Raw genomic sequence first — 23,389 nt, forward strand, 5'->3', positions numbered from 1 at the left:
GTGCGAAGCACTCACAAAAAGGGGGCCGCTTCGCAGCCCAGCGGGAGCAAGCTCCCTCGCCACCGTGACTCACGGCAGGAACAGCCTTGCCCCCCCCTTGCGGGATCAGGCATCCAGCTCAGCCCAACGCTCCACCAGTGCATCCAGCTCGGCTTGCAGCTGTTCCAGGTGCGCGATGACCTTGGCGGTTTCGACCGCTGGTCGCTGGTAAAAACCGGCGTCGGCCATTTCAGCTTCCACGGCAGCGATCTGTGCTTCCTTCGCATCGATCTCGCCCGGCAGCGCTTCCAGCTCTCGCTGTAGCTTGTAGCTGAGCTTTTTCTTCGTCGGTGCAGGGGCCGCAGCAGCGGCAACCGGGGCGGGCTCGGCCTTGACCACCGCCGAGTTCAGGTCAGCCTTGCCGGATTTGCTCTCGGTCACGCCCAGAAGGCGCGGCGAGCCGCCCTGGCGCAGCCAGTCCTGATAACCACCGACGTATTCGCGAACCAGGCCTTCGCCTTCGAACACCAGGGTGCTGGTGACCACGTTGTCGAGGAATGCCCGGTCGTGGCTGACCATCAACACCGTTCCGCTGAACGTCAGCAGCACTTCTTCCAGCAGCTCGAGGGTTTCCACATCGAGGTCGTTGGTTGGCTCGTCGAGCACCAGCAGGTTGGCCGGCTTGCTGAACAGCTTGGCCAGCAACAGACGGGCGCGCTCACCACCGGACAGCGCCTTGACCGGCGTGCGGGCACGCTGGGGGCTGAAAAGGAAGTCACCCAGGTAACTCAGCACGTGGCGGCTCTGGCCGTCGATATCGATGAAATCGCGACCCTCGGCCACGTTATCGATCACGGTCTTTTCCAGGTCCAATTGATGGCGCAACTGGTCAAAGTAGGCGACATCGATCTTCGTGCCCTCTTCCACCGTGCCGCTGGTTGGCACCAGGCCACCGAGCATCAGCTTGAGCAGGGTGGTCTTGCCGGTGCCGTTGGCGCCGAGCAGGCCGATACGGTCACCGCGCTGCAGGACCATGGAGAAATTCTTGACCAGCAACGGACCGTCTGGATGGGCGAAGCTGACGTTCTCCAGCACCATGACCTGCTTGCCGGATTTTTCCGCCGTGTCCAGCTGGATATTGGCCTTGCCGGTGCGCTCGCGCCGTTCGCTGCGCTCCACGCGCAGGGCCTTGAGGGCGCGTACGCGACCTTCGTTACGGGTACGCCGTGCCTTGATGCCCTGGCGAATCCAGACTTCTTCCTGGGCCAGGCGCTTGTCGAACAGGGCGTTGGCGGTTTCTTCCGCCGCCAGCACGGCTTCCTTGTGCACCAGGAAGCTGGCGTAGTCGCCGTTCCAGTCGATCAGGCCGCCACGATCCAGTTCGAGGATGCGCGTCGCCAGGTTTTGCAGGAAGGAACGGTCGTGGGTGATGAACAGTACCGCGCCCTGGAAATCTTTCAGGGCCTCTTCGAGCCAGGCGATGGCGCCGATGTCCAGGTGGTTGGTCGGTTCGTCGAGCAGCAGCAGGTCCGGCTCGGACACCAGGGCCTGGGCCAGCAGGACGCGACGACGCCAGCCACCGGACAACTCGGCGAGGGTCTTGTCGGCCGGCAGTTGCAGGCGGCTCAGGGTACTGTCGACCAACTGCTGCAAGCGCCAGCCATCGCGGGCTTCGAGGTCGTGCTGGACATGCATCAGCTTGTCCAGGTCGGCATCGGTGACGATGTTCTGGCTCAGGTGGTGATATTCGGCCAGCAGCGCGCCAACCCCGTCCAGGCCTTCGGCGACCACGTCGAACACGGTCCGCTCGTCGGCTGCCGGCAGTTCCTGGGGCAATTCACCGATCTTCAGGCCGGGTGCACGCCAGACCGAGCCGTCGTCCGGCTTCTGGTCGCCCTTGACCAGCTTCATCATGCTGGATTTGCCAGTGCCGTTGCGGCCGATGATGCACACCCGCTCACCACGGGCGATCTGCCAGGACACCTTGTCCAACAACGGCATCGCGCCGAATGCAAGGGACACATCGCTGAATTTGAGCAGGGTCATGAGCTTCTCCAAAAACCGGGCGCGCATTCTACCTGAGATGCGGCATCAGGAGGCCGTCAATTTCGTCGCCGTAGCACTCTGCATGACAAATGTTGCGAACTTGCACCGACGGCCCTGCAAAGCTTTCGCCGGCTGCTGGCAAAAGGCTAAGCTACAGACAGTTACCCTGGGTTTTGCCTTGGGCTTGTCATGTTTTTTTCTGCCCGGACGTATCATGAGCAGTCGCCTTTTCAGTGTCTTGTCTTGTCTTTTTGTATGCGCCACTGCCGTTCAGTCTGCTCAGGCGGTGGATATCTCCACTCAGCGCCAGTACTACGACGAGGCCAAGCGCGCCTTGGCCAAGGGCGATTCAGGCCCCTATTTGCGCTACAGCCAGGCCCTGCGCGATTATCCGCTGGAGCCGTACCTGGCCTACGACGAACTGACCGCTCGCCTGAAGAGCGCCAGCAACGCCGAAATCGAACAGTTCCTCGCCGAGCACGGTGACCTGCCCCAAGCCAACTGGATGAAGCTGCGCTGGCTGCGGTGGCTGACCGAGCGCGGCGACTGGGACACCTTCGTCAAGTATTACGACCCCAAGCTCAATTTCACCGAGCTGGACTGCCTCAACGCCCAGTACCAGCTCAACCATGGCCTGAAGGCCGAAGGCTACGCCAACACTGATAAGTTGTGGCTCACCGGCAAATCCCAGCCACAGGCCTGCGACGCACTGTTCGGCCTTTGGGCCAGCCAGGGCCAACTGACCGAGCAGAAGCGCTGGGAACGAGCCAAGCTGGCCGCCCAGGCAAAGAACTATCCCCTGGCCAACAGTCTGGTCAGCGGCCTGACCTCCCTCGCCCCCCGCGGCAAATTGCTGGTGGACGTGGCGCAGAAACCCGAACTGCTCAACCAGCCCTCACGCTTCACCCCGGCCGATGAGCCCATGTCCGACATCGTCAGCCTCGGCCTGCGCCGCCTGGCTCGCCAGGATCCGGAACAAGCCATGACGCTGCTGGACGGCTACGCCAGCACCATGCATTTTTCCCGGGATGAAAAAGTCGCGATTGCCCGGGAAATCGGCCTGGCCCTGGCCAAGCGCTTCGACAGCCGCGCCTTGGACGTGATGACAAAGTACGACCCGGAACTGCGCGACGACACCGTCTCCGAATGGCGCCTGCGTCTGCTGTTGCGCCTGGCCCGCTGGGACGATGCCTACCAACTGACCCGTCGCCTGCCCGAGTCGCTGGCCAGCACCAACCGCTGGCGGTACTGGCAGGCCCGCACCCTGGAGCTGGCGCAACCGCAAAACCCCGAAGCGCTGACGCTTTACAAGCACCTGGCCCGCGAGCGGGATTTCTATGGTTTCCTGGCCGCCGACCGCGCCCAATCACCGTATTCGCTCGCCAACAAGCCGCTGGTGATGAGCCAGGCGTTGATCAACAAGGTCCGCAACACGCCGGGCGTGCGACGGGCGCTTGAGTTCCATGCCCGTGGGGAAATCGTCGATGGCCGTCGCGAGTGGTATCACGTGAGCCGTCATTTCAATCGCGACGAAATGGTCGCCCAGGCCAAGCTGGCCTACGACCTGAAATGGTACTTCCCGGCCATCCGTACCATCAGCCAGGCCAAGTACTGGGATGACCTGGATATCCGCTTCCCGATGGCCCATCGCGACACCCTGGTGCGCGAAGCCAGGATTCGCGGCTTGCATCCAAGTTGGGCGTTCGCCATTACCCGCCAGGAAAGCGCCTTCATGGACGACGCCCGTTCCGGCGTCGGCGCCGCCGGCCTGATGCAACTGATGCCCGGCACGGCCAAGGAAACCGCGCGCAAGTTCAGCATTCCCCTGGCCTCGCCGAAGCAGGTGCTGGACCCGGACAAGAACATCCAGCTGGGCGCCGCCTACCTGAGCCAGGTCCACAGCCAATTCAACGGCAACCGCGTCCTGGCCTCGGCCGCCTACAACGCCGGCCCCGGCCGCGTACGCCAATGGCTGCGGGGTGCCGACCACCTTAGCTTCGACGTCTGGGTCGAAAGCATCCCCTTCGACGAGACCCGCCAATACGTGCAGAACGTGTTGTCCTACTCGGTGATCTACGGCCAGAAACTCAACTCGCCGCAACCGCTGGTGGACTGGCATGAGCGGTACTTTGATGATCAGTGAGGGTTAGCGGCCATCTGTTCCTGAAAGACAAAAAATGCCCCTATCGAGTGAATGATAGGGGCATTTTTTTGGTCGGCTATTGAGTCACATGCTGGGTCGGGTGCTGGACCTTGTGGGAGCAAAGCTTGCTCGCGATGAACGATGGCACAGTCTTTCAGTTGAACCATGTCGCCTGCCTCGCGAGCAAGCTTTGCTCCCACAGGTCTTCAGTCGGTTGCAGACGCCAAACCGACATTGAACTGCAACGCCGCCAACCGTGCATACAACGCGTTGCTGACGACCAGCTCCTGATGAGTGCCCACGGCCACCACCTTGCCCTGGTCCATCACCGCGATCCGGTCGGCGTTTTTCACCGTGGCCAGGCGATGGGCGATGACCAGGGTGGTGCGGTTTTTCATCAGGCTGGGCAAGGCTTGCTGGATCAGGTGTTCGCTTTGTGCGTCAAGGGCGCTGGTAGCCTCGTCCAGCAGCAGGATGGGTGCGTCCACCAGCAGCGCCCGGGCAATGGCCAGCCGCTGGCGCTGACCGCCGGACAAGCCCAGGCCGCCATCACCCAGGTGGGTCTGGTAACCGCCGGGCATTTTTTCGATGAAGTCGTGGGCGTGGGCGATCCGCGCGGCTTCGCGCACCTGTTCGAAGGTTGCATCGGGATTGCCGTAGCGGATGTTTTCCTCGACCGTCCCGAAAAACAACGCCGGGTTCTGCGAAACCAGGGCGAAGTGCCGGCGCAAGTCCAAGGGATCGAGCTGGGTCAGCGGCACGTCGTCGATGAGAATCTGCCCCTGTGCCGGGTCATAGAAGCGCAGCAGCAAATCGTACACCGTCGATTTGCCCGCACCGGACGGCCCGACCAGCGCGAGGGTTTCGCCCGCCTTGACCGTCAAGTCCAGGCCGTCGACCGCGAAGCTATCCGGTCGTGACGGGTAGGAAAAACGCACGCCTTCCAGGCGCAAGTCCCCACGCACTCGCGCAGGCAAGGTCACCAGGCCCGCGGCCGGTGGCTGGATAATGTTCGGCGAACGCAGCAATTCGGCAATCCGCTCGGCAGCGCCGGCGGCCCGTTGCAGTTCGCCGATGACTTCGCTCAGGGTACCGAAGGCGCTGCCGACGATCAGGCTGTAGAACACGAAGGCCGCCAGCTCGCCGCCGGAGATGCGCCCGGCGATCACATCCATGCCACCGACCCACAGCATCACGCCCACAGCGCCCAGCACCAGCACGATCACCAGGGTAATCAGCCAGGCCCGCTGGGCGATGCGCTTGCGGGCGGTGTCGAAGGCCTGCTCGACGGTGACGGCAAAACGACGCTCGTCCTGGACCTGATGGTTGTAGGCCTGCACGGTCTTGATCTGGCCGAGGGTTTCGGAGACGTAGCTGCCCACGTCGGCAATCCGGTCCTGGCTCTGGCGCGACAAGCTGCGCACCCGCCGACCAAAGATCAGGATCGGTGCCAACACCAGCGGCAAGGCGATGACCACGATGCTGGTGAGCTTGGGATTGGTGACGAACAGCAGCACGATGCCGCCCACCACCATCAAGGCGTTGCGCAGGAACAACGACAACGATGAACCGATCACGGACTGCAGCAACGTCGTGTCGGCGGTCAGGCGCGACTGGATTTCAGAACTGCGGTTGTTTTCGTAGAACCCCGGGTGCAAGTACACCAGATGGTTGAAAACCTGCCGCCGGATATCGGCCACCACCCGCTCGCCGATCCAGGACACCAAGTAGAAGCGGGAAAAGGTGCCGATGGCCAGCCCGACCACCAGCGCCATGAACAGGCCGATGGACTGGTTGAGCAGGTGCGTAGAGCGCGTCATGAAGCCCTGGTCCACCAACAACCGGATGCCTTGTCCCATGGACAAGGTAATAGCGGCGGTGACAATCAGCGCCAGCAAGGCGCCGATGACCTGTTTGCGATAAGGGGCGATGAAGCCGCTGGCCAGGCGTATGGCACGGCGATGTTGGGCAGAGAGCATCAGTGGCATCCGGTAATGCAACGGGGAAAACGATCGGCGGCACCCCGACGGGGCGCCACCCTGTTGAATCAGAATGAGTCAGGTTAAATATGACCACAACGACTAGCGGCTAGATGTTATCGGTCTAAAGTCTGGCTGGAAACGCAACTGTGTTTCTGATTGAGTGGAGGTGTCGCCATGAACCTACAGGGAGTGTCATGGCTCGGTCACCTGGCGACATTAAAGTAGGCGCACAACCTGATGAGGAGACAGGCCATGTCCTTGCAACACCGCAGCGACGACAAGATTCAAGTGATTCGCACGCAACCGGATCAGTCCCTGGGCTGCTCGTTCATCGATGCCCAAGGGCGCGAAGTACCGATCACCGAAGAGATGATCCAGAAGGCCTGCAGCGAACTGGAAAAGCGACTGGTCAAGCCTGCCGAACAAAAGTGACACAGCCCGTCTTCATTGAACCCGACCTTGATGTCGGGTTTTTTATGCCGGCTGATTTTGCAGCGCCTATGGCCATGCTCTTGTGGCAAGGGAGCTTGCTCCCTCGCCACAAGAGCGCGCCACAGTTAAAGGAAGGTGGCCCCCAGTGCGGTCACGATTTGTTGCAAGGCCGGCGACTGGCCGTCGACACGAACCTTCAGGCTGTCGATCTCCCGGCGTGGCGGGTAGTGCTTGCGCAAGGCATCGAAGGCACGGCGCTGCTCATCGACCGTGCCCACCAGGCTGCGACGAAAATCCGCATCGTCCCGGCGCGGGTCGTAAACGCCCCGACACATCGCCGCCAGCGCCCAGGCCGGGTCGGTTTCAGCATCCAGGGTGATGCCGCCCAACCAGGGCCGGGGCAGCAGGTCGCCGAGGCTGACCTGGGCCGGTTGTTCAAGGAACGCGCACAAGGCTTCGTAGATCTGCGCCGTGCCGCGCTGGCGGCCATCGAGGCTGTAACCGGCGATGTGCGGCGTGGCGATCACGCAGAGGTCGGCCAGGTCCACGTCCACGGTCGGTTCCTGCTCCCACACATCCAGCACCGCTTGCAGGTCTTCACGGGCCAATAGCACCTCGCGCAATGCTGCGTTGTCGATCACCGGCCCCCGGGCCGCGTTGATCAGCCAGGTGCCGGGCTTGAGTCGATTCAGGCGTGCTTCATCGAACAGATGCCAGGTCGGTTGCGCGCCGTCGCGGGTCAAGGGGGTGTGCAAGCTGATCACATCGCACTGTTCGATGATCTGCTCCAGGCTCACGTAGTCGCCCCCTTCGGCCGCCTGGCGCGGCGGGTCGCACACCTTCACGGCCCACCCCAGCCCCTTGAGCACTTCGATCAGCCGCCTGCCCACCTGACCCGCCCCGACCACTCCGAAGCTGCGCTGCTTGAGGTCAGCGCCTTCGATTTCGGCCAGGGTCATCAGGCTGCCCAGTACATAATCCACCACGCCGCGGGCATTGCAGCCCGGCGCACTGGCCCAGCGAATCCCGGCCTCGGCGAAATAGTCCAGGTCCAGGTGATCGGTGCCGATGGTGCACGTGCCAACGAAGCGTACCTTGCTGCCTTCCAGCAACGCCCGATTGACCTGGCTGACCGAACGCACCAGCAACACGTCGGCCTGGGCAACCATCGAACGGTCGATGCCGCGACCGGGCACCCGACGGATTTCGCCGAAGCCTTGGAAAAACGCATCGAGCAAGGGAATGTTTTCGTCGGCTACGATCAGCATGGCGGAGCTCCTTTGGCGGGGTGAGCAGTGTAGGCGTTCCTCGCCTCGATGGGCCAGCGCATTACTTCGGTGAACGCTGTTGTGGCGAGGGAGCTTGCTCCCGCTCGGCTGCGAAGCAGTCGCTGACGGAGCGGGCCTGCTGCGCGGGCCAGCGGGAGCAAGCTCCCTCGCCACAGGGCATCCACCCGACAGGTGAGCGCTTACAAATCCCCAACACTGGTTTTTTCCTGACCATTGTGTCAGGGCGTAGAATCCACCGCCTTGCGCTAAACCTTTTCGGACGCTCCGCCTGTGAACCCTGTGATCGACAACCCCGCCACCCTCTCCCGCCTGGCCCGGACCCGCCTGGAGCTCAAGACGCTGCTCGCACTGGCCGTGCCGATCATGGTCGCGCAACTGGCGACCACGGCCATGGGTTTTGTCGATGCAGTGATGGCCGGCCGTGTCGGGCCGCGCGACCTGGCGGCGGTGGCGCTGGGCAATTCGATCTGGGTGCCGGTGTTCCTGTTGATGACCGGCACGCTGCTGGCCACCACGCCGAAAGTCGCCCAGCGCTTCGGCGCCGGTACGTTCGCCGAGATCGGTCCCTTGGTGCGCCAGGCACTCTGGCTGGCGCTGTCGGTGGGGCTGCTGGCGACGCTGGCGCTGTTCAGCGCCGAACCGATCCTGCACCTCATGAAGGTCGACCCCGAACTGATCGGTCCCTGCATGGAATATTTGCGCGGCATCGGCACCGGGTTGCCGGCGGTCGCGCTGTATCACGTGCTGCGCTGCTACAGCGATGGCCTGGGGCGAACGCGACCGGCAATGATCTTGGGGCTGTGCGGCCTGGCACTGAACATTCCACTCAACTACATCTTCATTTATGGCCATCTGGGCGTGCCCGCCATGGGCGGTGTCGGGTGCGGCTGGGCCACGGCCATCGTGATGTGGGCCATGGCTGTAGGCATGGCCGGCTGGGCCCGTTGGGCGCCCGCCTACCAGGCGAGCCAGCTGTTCAGCCGCTTCGAGTGGCCACAATGGGCGGTCATCCAGCGCTTGCTGGGCATCGGCTTGCCGATCGGCATCGCCGTGTTTGCCGAGTCGAGTATTTTCGCGGTGATCGCGCTGCTGATCGGCAGCCTCGGCGCCACCGTGGTGGCCGGCCACCAGATTGCCCTGAACTTCAGCTCTCTGGTGTTCATGATCCCCTACTCCCTGGGCATGGCCGTGACCGTGCGGGTCGGCCAGGCCCAGGGACGGCGTCAACCTCGCGAAGCCCGCTTCGCCGCCGGTGTGGGCATGGGCACGGCGCTGGCCTACGCCTGCCTTTCGGCCAGCCTGATGTTCAGCCTGCGCGGTCCCATCGCGGCGATCTACACCGCCGATCCGGTGGTCATCGAAGTGGCGTCGATGCTGATCGTGTACGCAGCCCTGTTCCAGTTCTCCGATGCCATCCAGGTCACGGCGGCCGGGGCATTGCGCGGCTATCAGGACACTCGGGTGACAATGATCCTGACGCTGTTCGCCTATTGGGGCATCGGCCTGCCGGTGGGCTACACCCTCGGCCTGACCGACTGGCTTGGCCCCGCCAGCGGTCCGAGTGGGTTGTGGCAGGGCTTGATCGCGGGTTTGAGCTGCGCGGCGTTGATGCTGTCGATCCGTTTGGCGCGCAGTGCGCGCAAGCAGATCCGCATCAGCCGCTCGAGGGGTTAGGCGAGTTTCTTGCGGATCCAGTAAAGGTACGTGCCTGCTTCTTCACGCTGGGCCACCAGTTCGTGGTCCAGGAACACGCAAAACTTGGGGATATCGCGGCGCGTCGAGGGGTCGGTGGCGATCACTTTCAGCAGCCCACCGGGCACCAGGTCGCGGATGTGCTGGTGCAGCATCATCACCGGCTCCGGGCAGTTGAGGCCGGTGGCATCCAGCGTGCCGTCGACCGGTGTATCGTTCATTTCACTCATCGTGTACTCCTGAAACTGGCCGGCATTGTCGCGCAATGTCGGCGCGCTTAACAGAGGTGCATCATCCTGTGGCGAGGGAGCTTGCTCCCGCTGGGTTGCGAAGCGACCCCAATGCCCTGTTGGGTCTAAACATCGACGACTGCTTCGCAGCCGAGCGGGAGCAAGCTCCCTCGCCACAAGAGCTCGCTACATACTTCAGCGGGACTTGGGCTTTTTCGTATCCAGCCGCCGCAAATGGCACGTCACTTCCTCACGGTCGTGATACAGCTGCTTGCAACCGATCTCGACCTTGATACCACGAGCCTTGAAGCCATCGGCGATGCGTTCGAGCAGGCGTTTCACCTCGGCATAGCGCTGTTTCATCGGCAACTTGAGGTTGACCACCGCCTCGCGGCAATGCCCTTCGCCAATCCACTCTTCCAGCATCGCCGCGTTGCGCGCCGGCTTCTCGACGATGTCGCAGACCATCCAATCCACCGGCTGCCTGGGCTTGAAGGTAAAACCGTCAGCCATCAGATGCTGCACCAGCCCCGTGTCCATCAGGCTCTCGGCCATCGGGCCGTTGTCGATGGCGGTCACCAGCATGCCGCGGTTGACCAGTTGCCAGGTCCAGCCACCTGGCGCCGCGCCGAGGTCCACGCCGGTCATGTCGCTGTGCAGGCGCTCGTCCCATTGGTCTTTGGGGATGAAATGGTGCCAAGCCTCTTCAAGCTTGAGGGTCGAGCGGCTCGGCGCTTCCCGGGGGAATTTCAACCGGGGAATGCCCATCGGCCACATCGCCGAATTGTCGGCCTCCGCCAGCCCCAAAAACACCTCGCGGCCGCTCTTGAAGGTCAGCAACAGGCGCGGCTTGCGCGGGTCTTCCACCAACTTGCCGGCCCCGCTCAACGCCTTGCGCAGCGGGCCTTCGAATTTCTTGCAGAAGTTCGACAGTTCTTTGCCGTCATTGGTATCGAGCACCTCCAGCCACAGGCTGCCGCACACCGGCATCGCCGCCATGTGCGCCAGGATGACGCTGATGCGGTCGGTTTCCGGCAGGTCAATGAAGGTGCCGCGCGCCCATTGACGCGGGAAAATCAGCTCGGCGAAACGCAGACCGCGCATCAGCCGCTCGGCGCCGTCGTCTTCGCTGCAGACAAATTCGGCGCAGGCGCTGGCCGGTTTAGCCCTGGCGTAGCCCGCCACGTCCAGGCGCACGGCGTGGTCGGCCATCTCGGAGCAGACTTCGCCCTCGAAACCCGGCCGGCAATGCATGAAAAGCGTGTTCATTGAAACTCCGTAGCGCTGTCACGAAACCGGCGCATGATAGCGGAGTTCGGAACCCCGAACTGCCTCTAGAGTCCAGTGATTAGTCATTCGGTCAAAACAGGACTAGGTTAAAAGCTCTGTCCGTTCCGTCAGTCCGTCGCCGTGCGGACTCAAAGGAGTGATTTCAATGCCCTCCATCGATAGCCTGAAAACCCTCAAGACGCTGCAAGTCGACGCCAGGACCTACCATTATTTCAGCCTGCCGGAGGCGGCCCGCAGCCTGGGCGAGCTGGACACGCTGCCCATGTCGCTCAAAGTGCTGTTGGAAAACCTGCTGCGCTGGGAGGACGGCACAACCGTCACCGGCACCGACCTCAAGGCCTTGGCCGGGTGGCTCAAGGACCGCCGCTCCGACCGGGAGATCCAGTACCGCCCGGCGCGAGTGTTGATGCAAGACTTCACCGGCGTCCCCGCCGTGGTCGACCTGGCCGCCATGCGCGCTGCCGTGGAGAAGGCCGGCGGCGACCCGCAGCGAATCAACCCATTGTCGCCGGTGGACCTGGTGATCGACCACTCGGTCATGGTCGACCGCTTCGCCAGCCGCCAGGCGTTCGAGCAGAACGTCGACATCGAAATGCAGCGCAACGGTGAACGCTACGCCTTCCTGCGCTGGGGCCAGAGCGCTTTCGCCAATTTCAGCGTGGTGCCACCGGGCACGGGCATCTGCCATCAGGTCAACCTCGAATACCTGGGTCGCACCGTATGGACCACGGAGGAAGACGGTCGCACCTATGCCTTCCCCGACACCCTGGTGGGCACCGACTCCCACACCACCATGATCAACGGCCTCGGCGTACTGGGCTGGGGTGTCGGCGGGATCGAGGCGGAAGCGGCCATGCTCGGCCAACCGGTGTCGATGCTGATTCCGGAAGTGATTGGCTTCAAGCTCACCGGCAAGTTGCGCGAAGGCATCACTGCCACCGACCTGGTGTTGACCGTCACGCAAATGCTGCGCAAGAAAGGCGTGGTGGGCAAATTCGTCGAGTTCCATGGCGACGGCCTCGCCGACCTGCCACTGGCCGACCGCGCCACCCTCGCCAACATGGCCCCGGAATACGGCGCCACCTGCGGTTTTTTCCCGGTGGATGACGTGACCCTGGACTACCTGCGCCTGTCCGGGCGCCCGGCGGAGACCGTGAAGCTGGTCGAAGCCTATTGCAAGGCCCAGGGCCTGTGGCGCTTGCCCGGCCAGGAACCGCTGTTCACCGACACCCTGGAGCTGGACATGGGCAGCGTCGAAGCCAGCCTCGCCGGCCCCAAACGCCCGCAAGACCGCGTCGCACTGCCGAACGTCGGCCAGGCCTTCAGCGACTTCCTCGGCCTGCAGGTCAAGCCCACCAGCAAAGAAGAAGGTCGCTTGGAGAGCGAAGGCGGTGGTGGCGTGGCGGTAGGCAATGCCGATCAGGTGGGTGAAACCGATTATGAATTCGAAGGTCAGACCCATCGCCTGAAAAACGGCGCGGTGGTGATCGCCGCCATTACCTCCTGCACCAACACCTCCAACCCCAGCGTGATGATGGCCGCCGGGCTGCTGGCGAAGAAAGCCGTGGAAAGGGGCCTGACCCGCAAGCCCTGGGTCAAGAGTTCCCTGGCGCCGGGTTCCAAGGTGGTCACCGATTACTACCAGGCCGCCGGGCTGACCGAATACCTCGACAAACTCGGCTTCGCCCTGGTGGGCTACGGTTGCACGACGTGCATCGGCAACTCTGGTCCATTGCCCGAGCCGATTGAAAAAGCCATCCAGAAGGCCGACCTGACCGTGGCTTCGGTGCTGTCGGGCAACCGCAATTTCGAAGGACGGGTGCATCCGCTGGTAAAAACCAACTGGCTGGCCTCGCCACCGCTGGTGGTCGCCTATGCGTTGGCGGGCACGGTACGCATCGACATCAGCAGCGAGCCGCTGGGCAACGACCGCGATGGCAAGCCGGTGTACCTGCGGGACATCTGGCCCAGCAGCCGGGAAGTGGCCGATGCCGTGGCCCAGGTCGACACCGGCATGTTCCACAAGGAATACGCCGCCGTGTTTGCCGGTGACGAGCAATGGCAAGCCATCGAAGTGCCGCAAGCGGCCACGTATGTCTGGCAGCCGGACTCGACCTACATCCAGCACCCGCCGTTCTTCGACGGCATCGACGGGCCGCCACCGGCCATCAAGGACATCAAGGGCGCACGCGTCCTGGCCCTCTTGGGCGACTCCGTGACCACCGACCACATCTCCCCGGCCGGCAACATCAAGGCCGACAGCCCGGCCGGGCGCTACCTGCGCGAACAAGGCGTCGAGCCCCGGGATTTCAACTCCTATGGCTCAAGGCGCGGCAACCACCAGGTGATGATGCGCGGCACGTTCGCCAACATCCGCATTCGCAACGAAATGCTCGGCGGCGAAGAAGGCGGCAATACGATCCACATCCCTAGCGGCGAAAAAATGTCGATCTACGATGCCGCCATGCGATATCAGGCCACCGGCACGCCGCTGGTGGTGATTGCCGGGCAGGAATACGGCACCGGTTCGAGCCGGGACTGGGCCGCCAAGGGCACCAACCTGCTGGGGGTCAAGGCGGTGATCGCCGAGAGTTTCGAGCGTATCCATCGCTCCAACCTGGTGGGCATGGGCGTGCTGCCGTTGCAGTTCAAGCTCGACCAGAACCGCAAGAGCCTGAACCTGACCGGCCAGGAAACCCTGGAGATCCTGGGCCTGAGCGGCGTCGAACTGACCCCGCGCATGAACCTGCCGGTGGTCGTCACCCGGGAGGACGGGCGCCAGGAGCGCATTGAAGTGCTGTGCCGGATCGACACCTTGAACGAAGTGGAATATTTCAAGGCCGGCGGGATCTTGCACTACGTTCTGCGGCAGTTGATCGCCGCCTAGGACAGCTCGGTTCTTTTGTAGTACCAGTTCCCCCGTGGGAGCGAGCCTGCTCGCGATAGCGGTGGATCAGCCAACATGATGTTGACTGAAACGCCCCTATCGCGAGCAGGCTCGCTCCCACAGGTTTTTTTTCGCCAACCGACCGTTATTAGCCTCTCGGCACCGACCTGCCTATAATCGCCCCGGCGCTCACGGAACCGAGTCAGCCAACGGCCTGCACCACTCGTAATGAACCCTCTCGCGCATGAACGTGCAGGAGCGCAAATGTGCTCTTTGCGCGACGTGGCGACGTCGTAGACGCGGCCATGCCCGCCGAAGCTCCACAGTCTAAAAGGATGTTCTATGCCCGCTCTCCCCTGGCCTTACCTGGCCATGCTCGCCCTCGGCTATGGCTTGGCCCTGGCCTACGGGCAATTGGCCTGGACCGTCGCAATCTCCCTTGCGCTGCTGTTGTTTGCCGGCTTTGCGGTGCGCCAGCAGCAGACCTCCGTCGGCCGGTTTCTCGGTCATGTCCTGTTTGTGGTGATGGCCCTGGCCCTGGCCCTGCATTGGATGCCGGGCTTTTTCAATGGCCGGGCCATCCCGGCGCAACGCCTGACCGACGATGCCGCCCGGTTTGCCATGTACCTGAACCAGGACAAGCCCCTGATCGGCTTCTGGCTATTGTTGGCCTGCCCCTGGATCGTTGGCCGGCGCTCGTTGCGCCTGTCGGTCTACGCCACGGCGCTGGGGCTGGTTTTGAGCGCTGTGCTGGCGCTGGGCGGGGCGATGCTGCTGGGCATGATCCACTGGGCACCCAAGTGGCCGGCACACGCCTGGCTGTGGGTGTGCAACAACCTTTTGTTGGTGACCCTGGTGGAGGAAGCGCTGTTCCGTGGCTACATTCAAGGTGGGCTCAGCCGCTGCTTCAAACAGTTGAAGCACGGCGACAACCTGGCGCTGCTCCTGGCCTCGGCGTTTTTCGGCCTGGTGCACGCCGGGGCGGGTTGGCAATGGGTGCTGCTGTCGGGCCTGGCGGGGATTGGCTATGGACTGGCCTACCGTTTTGGCGGGCTGGGGGCGGCAATCGCCACCCATTTTTTGCTCAACCTGCTTCATTTCGCCCTATTTACCTACCCGATGCTGGCGTGATAGCGAAAGGTGAAAATATCTTCAATTAAAACCTGCTAGCGCCGACAACCTTTCAAAGCCTTGCGGACCTACACACCATGCGTAACAACCAGCCCGTCACACAGCGCGAGAGAACCTTTCCGGCGCAACAACGCTTGATTTCCACCACCAACGCCAAGGGTGTGATCACTTACTGCAACGACGCATTCGTCGATGTGAGCGGGTTTTCGAAAGAAGAACTGATCCATTCGCCTCACAACCTGGTGCGACACCCCGACGTGCCTCCCGCTGTGTTCGCACACATGTGGAACACGTTGAAACAGGGCTCGCCCTGGATGGGCATCGTCAAGAATCGCTGCAAGAGCGGTGACCACTATTGGGTCAACGCCTATGTCACGCCGGTCTTCGAAGGCAACCAGGTGGTCGGCTATGAATCGGTCAGGGTCAAGCCCACTGCCGAGCAGATCAGCCGCGCCGAAGCGCTCTATCAACGCATCAACCAGGGCAAGCCGGCGGTTCCGCACAGTGACAAGTGGGTGCCCATGCTGCAGGATTGGTTGCCGTTTATCCTGGTCAGCCAGCTCAGCTTCATCGTCGGCGCCTTCCTGAATTCCCAATGGGGCTTCGCCCTCGCCGCGCTGCTGTCGGTGCCGCTGGGGTTGATGGGCCTGCAATGGCAACAACGCGGCATCAAGCGCCTGTTGCGGCTGGCCGAGCAAACCACTTCCGACCCGTTGATCGCCCGCATGTACACCGACAGCCGCGGCGCCCAGGCACGCCTGGAGATGTCGATCCTCAGCCAGGAAGCCCGCCTGAAAACCTGCCTGACCCGCTTGCAGGACACCGCCGAGCACCTCAACGAGCAGGCGCGCCAGTCCAATACCCTGGCCCACGACAGCTCCACGGGCCTTGAGCGCCAGCGGTTGGAGACCGAACAGGTCGCCACGGCGGTCAACGAGATGGCCGCCACCACCCAGGAAGTCGCCAGCCACGTGCAACGCACCGCCGATGCCACCCAGGAAGCCAATCGCCTGACCGGGCGTGGCCGCGATATCGCCGGGGAAACCCGCGAAGCCATCGAGCGCCTGTCGGTCGTGGTCGGCGAAACCGGGCAGACCGTGACCCAACTGGCCAGGGACAGCGACGAGATCGGTGGCGTGGTGGACGTGATCAAGGGCATCGCCGACCAGACCAACCTGCTGGCACTCAACGCCGCCATCGAAGCGGCCCGTGCCGGTGAAATGGGTCGCGGCTTTGCCGTGGTGGCCGACGAAGTGCGACAACTGGCGCAACGCACCAGTGAATCCACCGGGCAGATCCATGCCCTGATCGCCAAGCTCCAGCAGACGGCCACCAATGCCGTGCAGACCATGGACGCCGGCCATCGCCAGGCCGAGGAAGGCGTGGCACGGGTCATGGAGGCGGACCAGGCACTGGTGGGGATCAGCGAAGCGGTGGCCAACATCACCGACATGACCACCCAGATCGCCGCCGCCACCGAGGAGCAAAGCTCGGTGGCCGAAGAGATCAGCCGCAACATCAGCAACATTTCGCAGCTGGCCGACCAGACCTCAGGTCAGGCCCACAGCTCGGCGCTGCTGAGCGAAGAACTGACCCGCACGGCCACTACGCAGTATTCGTTGGTGGAGCGGTTTAACCGCTGATAGACATCTGCTCAATAAAAAACCGGGAAGTGGATGCTTTCCGGTTTTTTATTGCCACTTCAAAAGTGAGCCACGCCATGAACCGTCTTCGCGAGCAAGTCGGATCGCGAAAAGGCTAGGACAGGCGCTATCGATCTAGAAGAAGAAACTCCGCCACCCTAGTCACCGCCGCTTCCAGATGCTGATCATGACTGAACCCCGAAGCCTTCAACGGCTTCAAGTCATGATCCCCTGCCACCAGCCACATCACCTCGATACTCGGCGACAAGGCATACCCCTGCACCGCCTCCCAATTGCCCAGCGCATCGCGCTCACCCTGGACAATCAAAGTCCGGGTCTTCAAACCCGCCAGGTGTTCCACCCGTGGCTTCTCCGGCTTGCCCACGGCATAGAACGGATACCCCAGGCAGACCAGCGCATCGGCCTTCAACTCATCGGCCAGCAGGCTCGCCATGCGTCCGCCCATGGACTTGCCGCCAATAGCCAGCCGTCCAGCGACATAAGGCCGCACTGCGGCATACACGTCACGCCAGCACTCCAACAGCTTAGGTGCCGGGTTGGGTGGACGCTTGCCCCCATCCTGGCGCCGCTGGGCCATGTAGGGAAACTCGAAACGCAACACGTTGACCCCATGCGCAGCAAGGCGCGCGGCCATTTGCGCCATGAATTCGCTGTCCATCGGTGCACCGGCGCCGTGGGCGAGGATCAGCGTCGGGGCCTCCTCAAGGGTGCCCGATTGCGCGGCCGTCCAGCGCCAACCGCGCTGTTCCACGCACCGCGCCCATTGATCCCCGTCAATACTGGCCTTGTGCTGTTTGTCCATGCTTGCCTCGCTTTTAGTCTGCCTATAACTCCAGGCGAAGCGCTGCGCAGCCAGCTCTTCGGCCTGAACCGTGGATGGGGAACCATGAACACTTCTATCAGTACCGCCTACAACTACAAGGTGGTCCGCCAATTCGCCATTATGACGGTGGTGTGGGGCATCGTCGGGATGGGGCTCGGGGTTTTTCTCGCCGCCCAATTGGTCTGGCCACAACTCAACTTCGATTTGCCATGGACCAGCTTCGGCCGCCTGCGCCCACTGCACACCAACGCGGTGATCTTCGCTTTCGGCGGGTGCGCGTTGTTTGCCAGTTCGTTTTATTCGGTGCAACGCACCTGCCAGACCCAGCTGTTCGCGCCGAAGATCGCCGCGTTCTGCTTCTGGGGCTGGCAACTGGTGATCCTGCTGGCGGCTATCAGCCTGCCACTGGGCTACACCAGTTCCAAGGAATACGCCGAGCTGGAATGGCCGATCGACATCCTGATCACCATCGTCTGGGTCGCCTACGCCATCGTATTCTTCGGCACCGTGGCCAAGCGCAACACCAAGCACATCTATGTAGGTAACTGGTTCTTCGGCGGGTTCATCCTGACCGTGGCGATCCTGCACATCGTCAACAACCTGGAGCTGCCGGTCAGCTTCACCAAGTCCTACTCGATCTATGCCGGGGCCACCGACGCGATGGTGCAATGGTGGTACGGCCACAACGCCGTGGGCTTCTTCCTCACTGCAGGTTTCCTGGGGATGATGTACTACTTCGTGCCGAAACAGGCCGAACGCCCGGTGTATTCCTATCGCCTGTCCATCGTCCACTTCTGGGCGCTGATCACCCTGTACATCTGGGCCGGTCCGCACCACCTGCACTACACCGCACTGCCGGATTGGGCACAGTCCCTGGGCATGGTGATGTCGCTGATCCTGCTGGCACCCAGTTGGGGCGGCATGATCAACGGCATGATGACTCTGTCGGGTGCCTGGCATAAGTTGCGCAGCGACCCGGTCCTGCGCTTCTTGGTGGTGTCCCTGGCGTTCTACGGCATGTCGACCTTCGAAGGTCCGATGATGGCCATCAAGACCGTCAACGCCCTGAGCCACTACACCGACTGGACCATCGGCCACGTACACGCCGGCGCACTCGGCTGGGTGGCAATGATCTCCATCGGCGCGCTGTACCACATGATCCCGAAAGTCTTCGGTCGGCCACAGATGCACAGCATCGGCCTGATCAACGCGCACTTCTGGCTCGCCACCATCGGCACCGTGCTCTACATCGCTTCGATGTGGGTCAACGGCATCGCCCAGGGCCTGATGTGGCGTGCAGTGAACGAGGACGGCACGCTCACCTACTCCTTCGTCGAAACCCTGGCGGCCAGCCACCCAGGCTTCGTCGTGCGACTGGCGGGCGGAGCGATCTTCCTCATCGGCATGCTGCTGATGGCCTACAACACCTGGCGCACCGTGCGGGCCTACCAGCCTGCCGAAGCCGCCGCTGCCGCGCAGATGGCCTGAGGAGTCCGCCATGAAACACGAAACAATCGAAAAAAACGTCGGCCTGCTGATGCTGCTGATGGTGTTGGCCGTAAGCATCGGCGGCCTGACCCAGATCGTGCCGCTGTTCTTCCAGGACGTGACCAATAAACCGGTGGACGGCATGAAGCCCTACACCGCCCTGCAACTGGAAGGTCGCGACATCTATATCCGCGAAGGCTGCGTTGGCTGCCACTCGCAGATGATCCGTCCGTTCCGCGCCGAGACCGAACGCTACGGCCACTACTCGGTCGCTGGCGAAAGCGTCTGGGATCACCCGTTCCTGTGGGGCTCCAAGCGCACCGGGCCAGACCTGGCCCGGGTCGGCGCGCGCTACTCCGATGATTGGCACCGCGCGCACTTGTACAACCCGCGCAACGTCGTGCCCGAGTCGAAAATGCCGGCCTATCCATGGCTGGTGACCCAGGCGGTGGACAGCAGCCACACCGAAGGCAAGCTGCGCGCCATGCGTACCCTCGGTGTGCCGTACACCGATGAGGACATCGCTGGCAGCGTAGCCACGCTCAAGGGCAAGACCGAGATGGACGCGCTGGTGGCCTACCTGCAAGTGCTCGGCACTGCCATCAAGAGCAAGAGGTGAGCCCCATGTTTCTTGAAATGAGCACTGGAATGATCCGCGGCCTGGGCACGGTCGTGGTCTTCGTCGCCTTCATCGGCCTGATCCTGTGGGTCTTCAGCAGCAAACGCGGCCCGGAATTCGCCCAGGCGCGCCTGCTGCCGTTCGCCGACGACCTGTCGGTCGACCCCGCCAATCCCCAAGACCCTGCAACAAGGAGTACCCGGCCATGACCACCTTCTGGAGTACGTGGATCTGCGTACTGACCATCGGCAGCCTGATCGGCCTGACCTGGCTGCTGATCGGCACCCGCAAGGGCGAGACCAAGGGCAGCGTCGACCAGACCATGGGCCACAGCTTCGACGGCATCGAGGAGTACGACAACCCGCTGCCGCAGTGGTGGTTCCTGCTGTTCGCCGGCACCCTGGTGTTTTCCGTCGGTTACCTGGTGCTCTATCCGGGCCTGGGCAACTGGAAAGGCATCCTGCCCGGCTACGAAAACGGCTGGACCGGCGCCCATGAGTGGGAAAAGGAAATGGCCAAGGCCGACGCCAAGTTCGGGCCGATCTTCGCCAAATTCGCTGCGATGCCAGTGGCAGAAGTGGCCAAGGATCCACAGGCGCTTAAGATGGGCGCACGCCTGTTCGCCTCCAACTGCTCGGTCTGCCACGGCTCGGACGCCAAGGGGGCCTTCGGCTTCCCGAACCTGGCCGATAGCAACTGGCGCTGGGGTGGCGCGGCCGACACCATCAAGACCACCATCATGGGTGGCCGCATGGCTGCGATGCCAGCCTGGGGCGAAATCCTCGGGGAAGCCGGGGTCAAGAACGTGGCCGCGTATGTTCGCCACGACCTGGCCGGCTTGCCGCTGCCAGCGGACAACGGTGCCGACCTGCAAGCGGGCCAGCAAACGTTCAGCACCACCTGTGTCGCCTGCCATGGCGCCACCGGCCAGGGGACCGAAGCCATGGGGGCGCCGAACCTGACGCAACCGGCCGGCTTCATCTACGGCACCAGCCTGGCACAGCTGCAACAGACCATTCGCCATGGCCGCCAGGGCCATATGCCAGCGCAGAGCGAACTGCTCGGCAATGACAAGGTGCAACTGCTCGCGGCCTACGTGTACAGCCTTTCCAAAAGTGACGAGCAGTTGAGCGGCAAGCCGCAAGCTGCAAGCATCAAGTAACAGCAAAAGCAAAAGCTGCAAGCGAGGCATACTCGCTTGCAGCTTGAAGCTGCTTCTTTTTGTCGCACCCCTCCTTCGTCTTCCTTTCGAATCCCCGCAATCGCGTCTAAGCTTGCCTTTGCGTGCACTGGCGACTGCCGGTCAGAGGTCGACCCGACCCGATGTGTTCGACAATCGTTCGACGAAAACGCCGCAAAGGCAGGCGAATACCGGCTATCAGGACAGCTCCCCGGCATTCCTCGAACGCAGTGTGTGAACACACCCCGTTACAGCCGACCCGACCCCCTCGCCTCTTTCCTTCGCCTCGACGTTTTGCAGAGGGTCAATTTTGTCCCTACACAGAACATGGAAAGGCCGCAGAATCAGCTTTAGAAAGCATTGACTCAGGTCATGGCGCGTTGCAATGACCCCCCGCTTTCTCCATACTTGCGACCGATTTTTTATCCTAATAAAACACCCAAACCGTGGAACCTTAGAATGAGCACAGCAATCAGTCCGACTGCTTATAACTATAAGGTAGTCCGCCAGTTCGCCATCATGACGGTGGTCTGGGGGATCCTTGGCATGGGGCTCGGTGTCTTCATCGCCTCGCAACTGGTCTGGCCGGAGTTGAACTTCGACCTGCCATGGACGACGTTTGGACGCCTGCGCCCACTGCACACCAACCTGGTGATCTTCGCCTTCGGTGGTTGTGCATTGTTTGCCACTTCTTACTACGTCGTGCAGCGAACCTGCCAGACCCGACTGATCTCCGACAGCCTCGCCGCCTTCACCTTCTGGGGTTGGCAAGCGGTCATCGTCGGCGCGATCGTGACCTTGCCGCTGGGCTACACCACCACCAAGGAATACGCGGAACTGGAATGGCCGCTGGCTATCCTGCTGGCCATTGTCTGGGTGAGCTATGCCCTGGTGTTCTTCGGCACCATCGTCAAGCGCAAGACCAAGCACATCTATGTCGGTAACTGGTTCTACGGTGGTTTCATCCTCGTGACGGCCATGCTGCACATCGTCAACCACGCATCGCTGCCAGTGAGCTTCTTCAAGTCGTACTCGGCCTACGCGGGCGCAACCGACGCAATGATCCAGTGGTGGTACGGCCACAACGCCGTGGGCTTCTTCCTGACCACCGGCTTCCTGGGGATGATGTACTACTTCGTGCCGAAACAGGCCGAGCGTCCGATCTATTCCTATCGCCTGTCCATCGTGCACTTCTGGGCGCTGATCACCCTGTACATCTGGGCCGGTCCGCACCACCTGCACTACACCGCACTGCCGGACTGGGCACAGTCCCTGGGCATGGCGATGTCGATCATCCTGCTGGCACCGAGCTGGGGCGGCATGATCAACGGCATGATGACCCTGTCGGGTGCCTGGCATAAATTGCGCACCGACCCGATCCTGCGCTTCTTGGTGGTGTCCCTGGCGTTCTACGGCATGTCGACTTTCGAAGGCCCGATGATGGCCATCAAGACCGTCAACTCCCTGAGCCACTACACCGACTGGACCATCGGCCACGTACACGCCGGCGCACTCGGCTGGGTGGCAATGATCTCCATCGGCGCGATCTACCACATGATCCCGAAACTGTTCGGCCGCACGCAGATGCACAGCACCGGCCTGATCAACACGCACTTCTGGCTCGCAACCATCGGTACCGTGCTCTACATCGCCTCGATGTGGGTCAACGGCATCACCCAGGGCCTGATGTGGCGCGCGATCAACGACGACGGCACCCTGACCTACTCGTTCGTCGAAGCCCTGCAAGCCAGCCATCCGGGCTACATCGTACGTGCCCTGGGCGGCGCGTTCTTTGCCACCGGCATGCTGTTCATGGCCTACAACGTGTATCGCACCGTTCGTGCTTCTGACCCGGCTGAAGCTGAAGCCGCCGCCAAGATCGCCGTAGTTGGAGCTCACTGATGAAGCACGAAGCAGTAGAGAAGAATATTGGCCTGCTGGCCTTCTTCATGGTCATCGCCGTGAGCATCGGCGGCCTGACCCAGATCGTTCCGCTGTTTTTCCAGGACGTGACCAACAAGCCGGTCGAAGGCATGAAGCCGCGCTCGGCCCTTGAACTGGAAGGCCGCGACATCTACATCGCCAACGGCTGCGTGGGTTGCCACTCGCAGATGATCCGTCCGTTCCGCGCCGAGACCGAACGCTACGGTCACTACTCGGTCGCCGGTGAAAGCGTCTGGGACCACCCGTTCCTGTGGGGTTCCAAGCGTACCGGTCCGGACCTGGCCCGTGTTGGCGGCCGCTACTCCGACGACTGGCACCGTGCGCACTTGTACAACCCGCGCAACGTGGTGCCTGAGTCGAAGATGCCGGCTTACCCGTTCCTCGTAGAAAACAAGCTCGACGGCAAAGACACCGCGAAAAAAATGGAAGTCCTGCGCACCCTGGGCGTGCCTTACACCGACGAAGACATCGCCGGTGCCAAGGATGCCGTGAAGGGCAAGACTGAAATGGACGCGCTGGTGGCTTATCTGCAAGGCCTGGGCACTATCATCAAAAGCAAACGGTGATTCT

Annotated in this window: 18 protein-coding genes; 12 read left to right on the forward strand and 6 right to left on the reverse strand. The window is 62.6% G+C overall.

What is annotated here, in order from left to right; genetic code table 11:
- Window positions 1–105: 105 nt before the first annotated feature.
- A complete protein-coding gene (locus tag ACODSJ_RS19335) occupies window positions 106–2,025 on the reverse strand; it encodes an ATP-binding cassette domain-containing protein (protein WP_489103252.1) in 1,920 nt (639 codons plus the stop codon).
- A gap of 214 nt (window positions 2,026–2,239) precedes the next feature.
- On the opposite strand from ACODSJ_RS19335, the gene ACODSJ_RS19340 reads away from it, so the two are divergent.
- Window positions 2,240–4,168: a transglycosylase SLT domain-containing protein gene (locus ACODSJ_RS19340; protein WP_489103253.1), complete on the forward strand. Its 1,929-nt coding sequence runs from the start codon at window positions 2,240–2,242 to the stop codon at window positions 4,166–4,168.
- 206 nt (window positions 4,169–4,374) lie between these two features.
- On the opposite strand, the gene ACODSJ_RS19345 is transcribed toward ACODSJ_RS19340, so the two are convergent.
- Window positions 4,375–6,156: an ABC transporter transmembrane domain-containing protein gene (locus tag ACODSJ_RS19345; RefSeq protein ID WP_489103254.1), complete on the reverse strand. Its 1,782-nt coding sequence runs from the start codon at window positions 6,154–6,156 to the stop codon at window positions 4,375–4,377.
- A 246-nt stretch (window positions 6,157–6,402) separates the two neighbouring features.
- Between ACODSJ_RS19345 and ACODSJ_RS19350 the strand changes: the two genes are divergently transcribed.
- Window positions 6,403–6,582, forward strand: a complete 180-nt coding sequence (locus ACODSJ_RS19350) for a PA1571 family protein (protein WP_489103255.1) — start codon at window positions 6,403–6,405, stop codon at window positions 6,580–6,582.
- A 125-nt stretch (window positions 6,583–6,707) separates the two neighbouring features.
- Here ACODSJ_RS19350 and pdxB read toward each other — a convergent pair whose 3' ends face one another.
- Window positions 6,708–7,850, reverse strand: coding sequence for a 4-phosphoerythronate dehydrogenase PdxB (pdxB, locus tag ACODSJ_RS19355; RefSeq protein WP_489103256.1), 1,143 nt, complete (start codon window positions 7,848–7,850; stop codon window positions 6,708–6,710).
- A gap of 291 nt (window positions 7,851–8,141) precedes the next feature.
- On the opposite strand from pdxB, the gene ACODSJ_RS19360 reads away from it, so the two are divergent.
- On the forward strand, window positions 8,142–9,545 hold the full coding sequence (locus ACODSJ_RS19360) for an MATE family efflux transporter (RefSeq protein WP_489103257.1): 1,404 nt from the start codon (window positions 8,142–8,144) through the stop codon (window positions 9,543–9,545).
- On the opposite strand, the gene tusA is transcribed toward ACODSJ_RS19360, so the two are convergent.
- On the reverse strand, window positions 9,542–9,793 hold the full coding sequence (tusA, locus tag ACODSJ_RS19365) for a sulfurtransferase TusA (RefSeq protein WP_489103258.1): 252 nt from the start codon (window positions 9,791–9,793) through the stop codon (window positions 9,542–9,544). The two genes, ACODSJ_RS19360 and tusA, sit on opposite strands and share 4 nt — an antisense overlap.
- Window positions 9,794–9,988: 195 nt before the next feature.
- Window positions 9,989–11,062, reverse strand: a complete 1,074-nt coding sequence (gene rlmM / locus ACODSJ_RS19370) for a 23S rRNA (cytidine(2498)-2'-O)-methyltransferase RlmM (protein WP_489103259.1) — start codon at window positions 11,060–11,062, stop codon at window positions 9,989–9,991.
- A 166-nt stretch (window positions 11,063–11,228) separates the two neighbouring features.
- On the opposite strand from rlmM, the gene acnA reads away from it, so the two are divergent.
- The 3 genes from acnA (at window position 11,229) to ACODSJ_RS19385 (ending at window position 16,744) form a co-directional block, all read left to right on the forward strand.
- Window positions 11,229–13,970 (forward strand): aconitate hydratase AcnA, encoded by a 2,742-nt coding sequence (gene acnA, locus ACODSJ_RS19375; protein WP_489103260.1) that lies wholly within the window; start codon window positions 11,229–11,231, stop codon window positions 13,968–13,970.
- A gap of 342 nt (window positions 13,971–14,312) precedes the next feature.
- Entirely contained in the window at window positions 14,313–15,101 is a 789-nt protein-coding gene (locus tag ACODSJ_RS19380) for a CPBP family intramembrane glutamic endopeptidase (RefSeq protein ID WP_489103261.1), read from the forward strand.
- A gap of 77 nt (window positions 15,102–15,178) precedes the next feature.
- Entirely contained in the window at window positions 15,179–16,744 is a 1,566-nt protein-coding gene (locus ACODSJ_RS19385) for a methyl-accepting chemotaxis protein (protein ID WP_489103262.1), read from the forward strand.
- Window positions 16,745–16,871: 127 nt separating this feature from the next.
- Here ACODSJ_RS19385 and ACODSJ_RS19390 read toward each other — a convergent pair whose 3' ends face one another.
- Window positions 16,872–17,567 (reverse strand): alpha/beta family hydrolase, encoded by a 696-nt coding sequence (locus ACODSJ_RS19390; protein WP_489103263.1) that lies wholly within the window; start codon window positions 17,565–17,567, stop codon window positions 16,872–16,874.
- Window positions 17,568–17,651: 84 nt separating this feature from the next.
- Here ACODSJ_RS19390 and ccoN (ACODSJ_RS19395) point away from each other — a divergent pair, with 84 nt between their 5' ends.
- From ccoN (ACODSJ_RS19395) to ccoO (ACODSJ_RS19420), 6 genes are all read left to right on the forward strand, one after another.
- A complete protein-coding gene (gene ccoN, locus ACODSJ_RS19395; RefSeq protein WP_489103264.1) occupies window positions 17,652–19,076 on the forward strand; it encodes a cytochrome-c oxidase, cbb3-type subunit I in 1,425 nt (474 codons plus the stop codon).
- Window positions 19,077–19,086: 10 nt separating this feature from the next.
- Window positions 19,087–19,695: a cytochrome-c oxidase, cbb3-type subunit II gene (ccoO, locus tag ACODSJ_RS19400; RefSeq protein WP_489103265.1), complete on the forward strand. Its 609-nt coding sequence runs from the start codon at window positions 19,087–19,089 to the stop codon at window positions 19,693–19,695.
- A gap of 5 nt (window positions 19,696–19,700) precedes the next feature.
- A complete protein-coding gene (locus ACODSJ_RS19405) occupies window positions 19,701–19,904 on the forward strand; it encodes a cbb3-type cytochrome oxidase subunit 3 (protein WP_489103266.1) in 204 nt (67 codons plus the stop codon).
- The gene (gene ccoP / locus ACODSJ_RS19410; protein WP_489103267.1) at window positions 19,901–20,857 is read left to right on the forward strand and encodes a cytochrome-c oxidase, cbb3-type subunit III; all 957 of its coding nucleotides are present in this window, start codon (window positions 19,901–19,903) and stop codon (window positions 20,855–20,857) included. Before ACODSJ_RS19405 ends, ccoP begins: the two co-directional genes overlap by 4 nt.
- Window positions 20,858–21,334: 477 nt before the next feature.
- On the forward strand, window positions 21,335–22,777 hold the full coding sequence (gene ccoN, locus ACODSJ_RS19415) for a cytochrome-c oxidase, cbb3-type subunit I (protein ID WP_489103268.1): 1,443 nt from the start codon (window positions 21,335–21,337) through the stop codon (window positions 22,775–22,777).
- On the forward strand, window positions 22,777–23,385 hold the full coding sequence (gene ccoO, locus ACODSJ_RS19420) for a cytochrome-c oxidase, cbb3-type subunit II (protein ID WP_025110367.1): 609 nt from the start codon (window positions 22,777–22,779) through the stop codon (window positions 23,383–23,385). Before ccoN (ACODSJ_RS19415) ends, ccoO (ACODSJ_RS19420) begins: the two co-directional genes overlap by 1 nt.
- Window positions 23,386–23,389: the final 4 nt, after the last annotated feature.

The organism is Pseudomonas sp. FG6 (assembly GCF_057809015.1).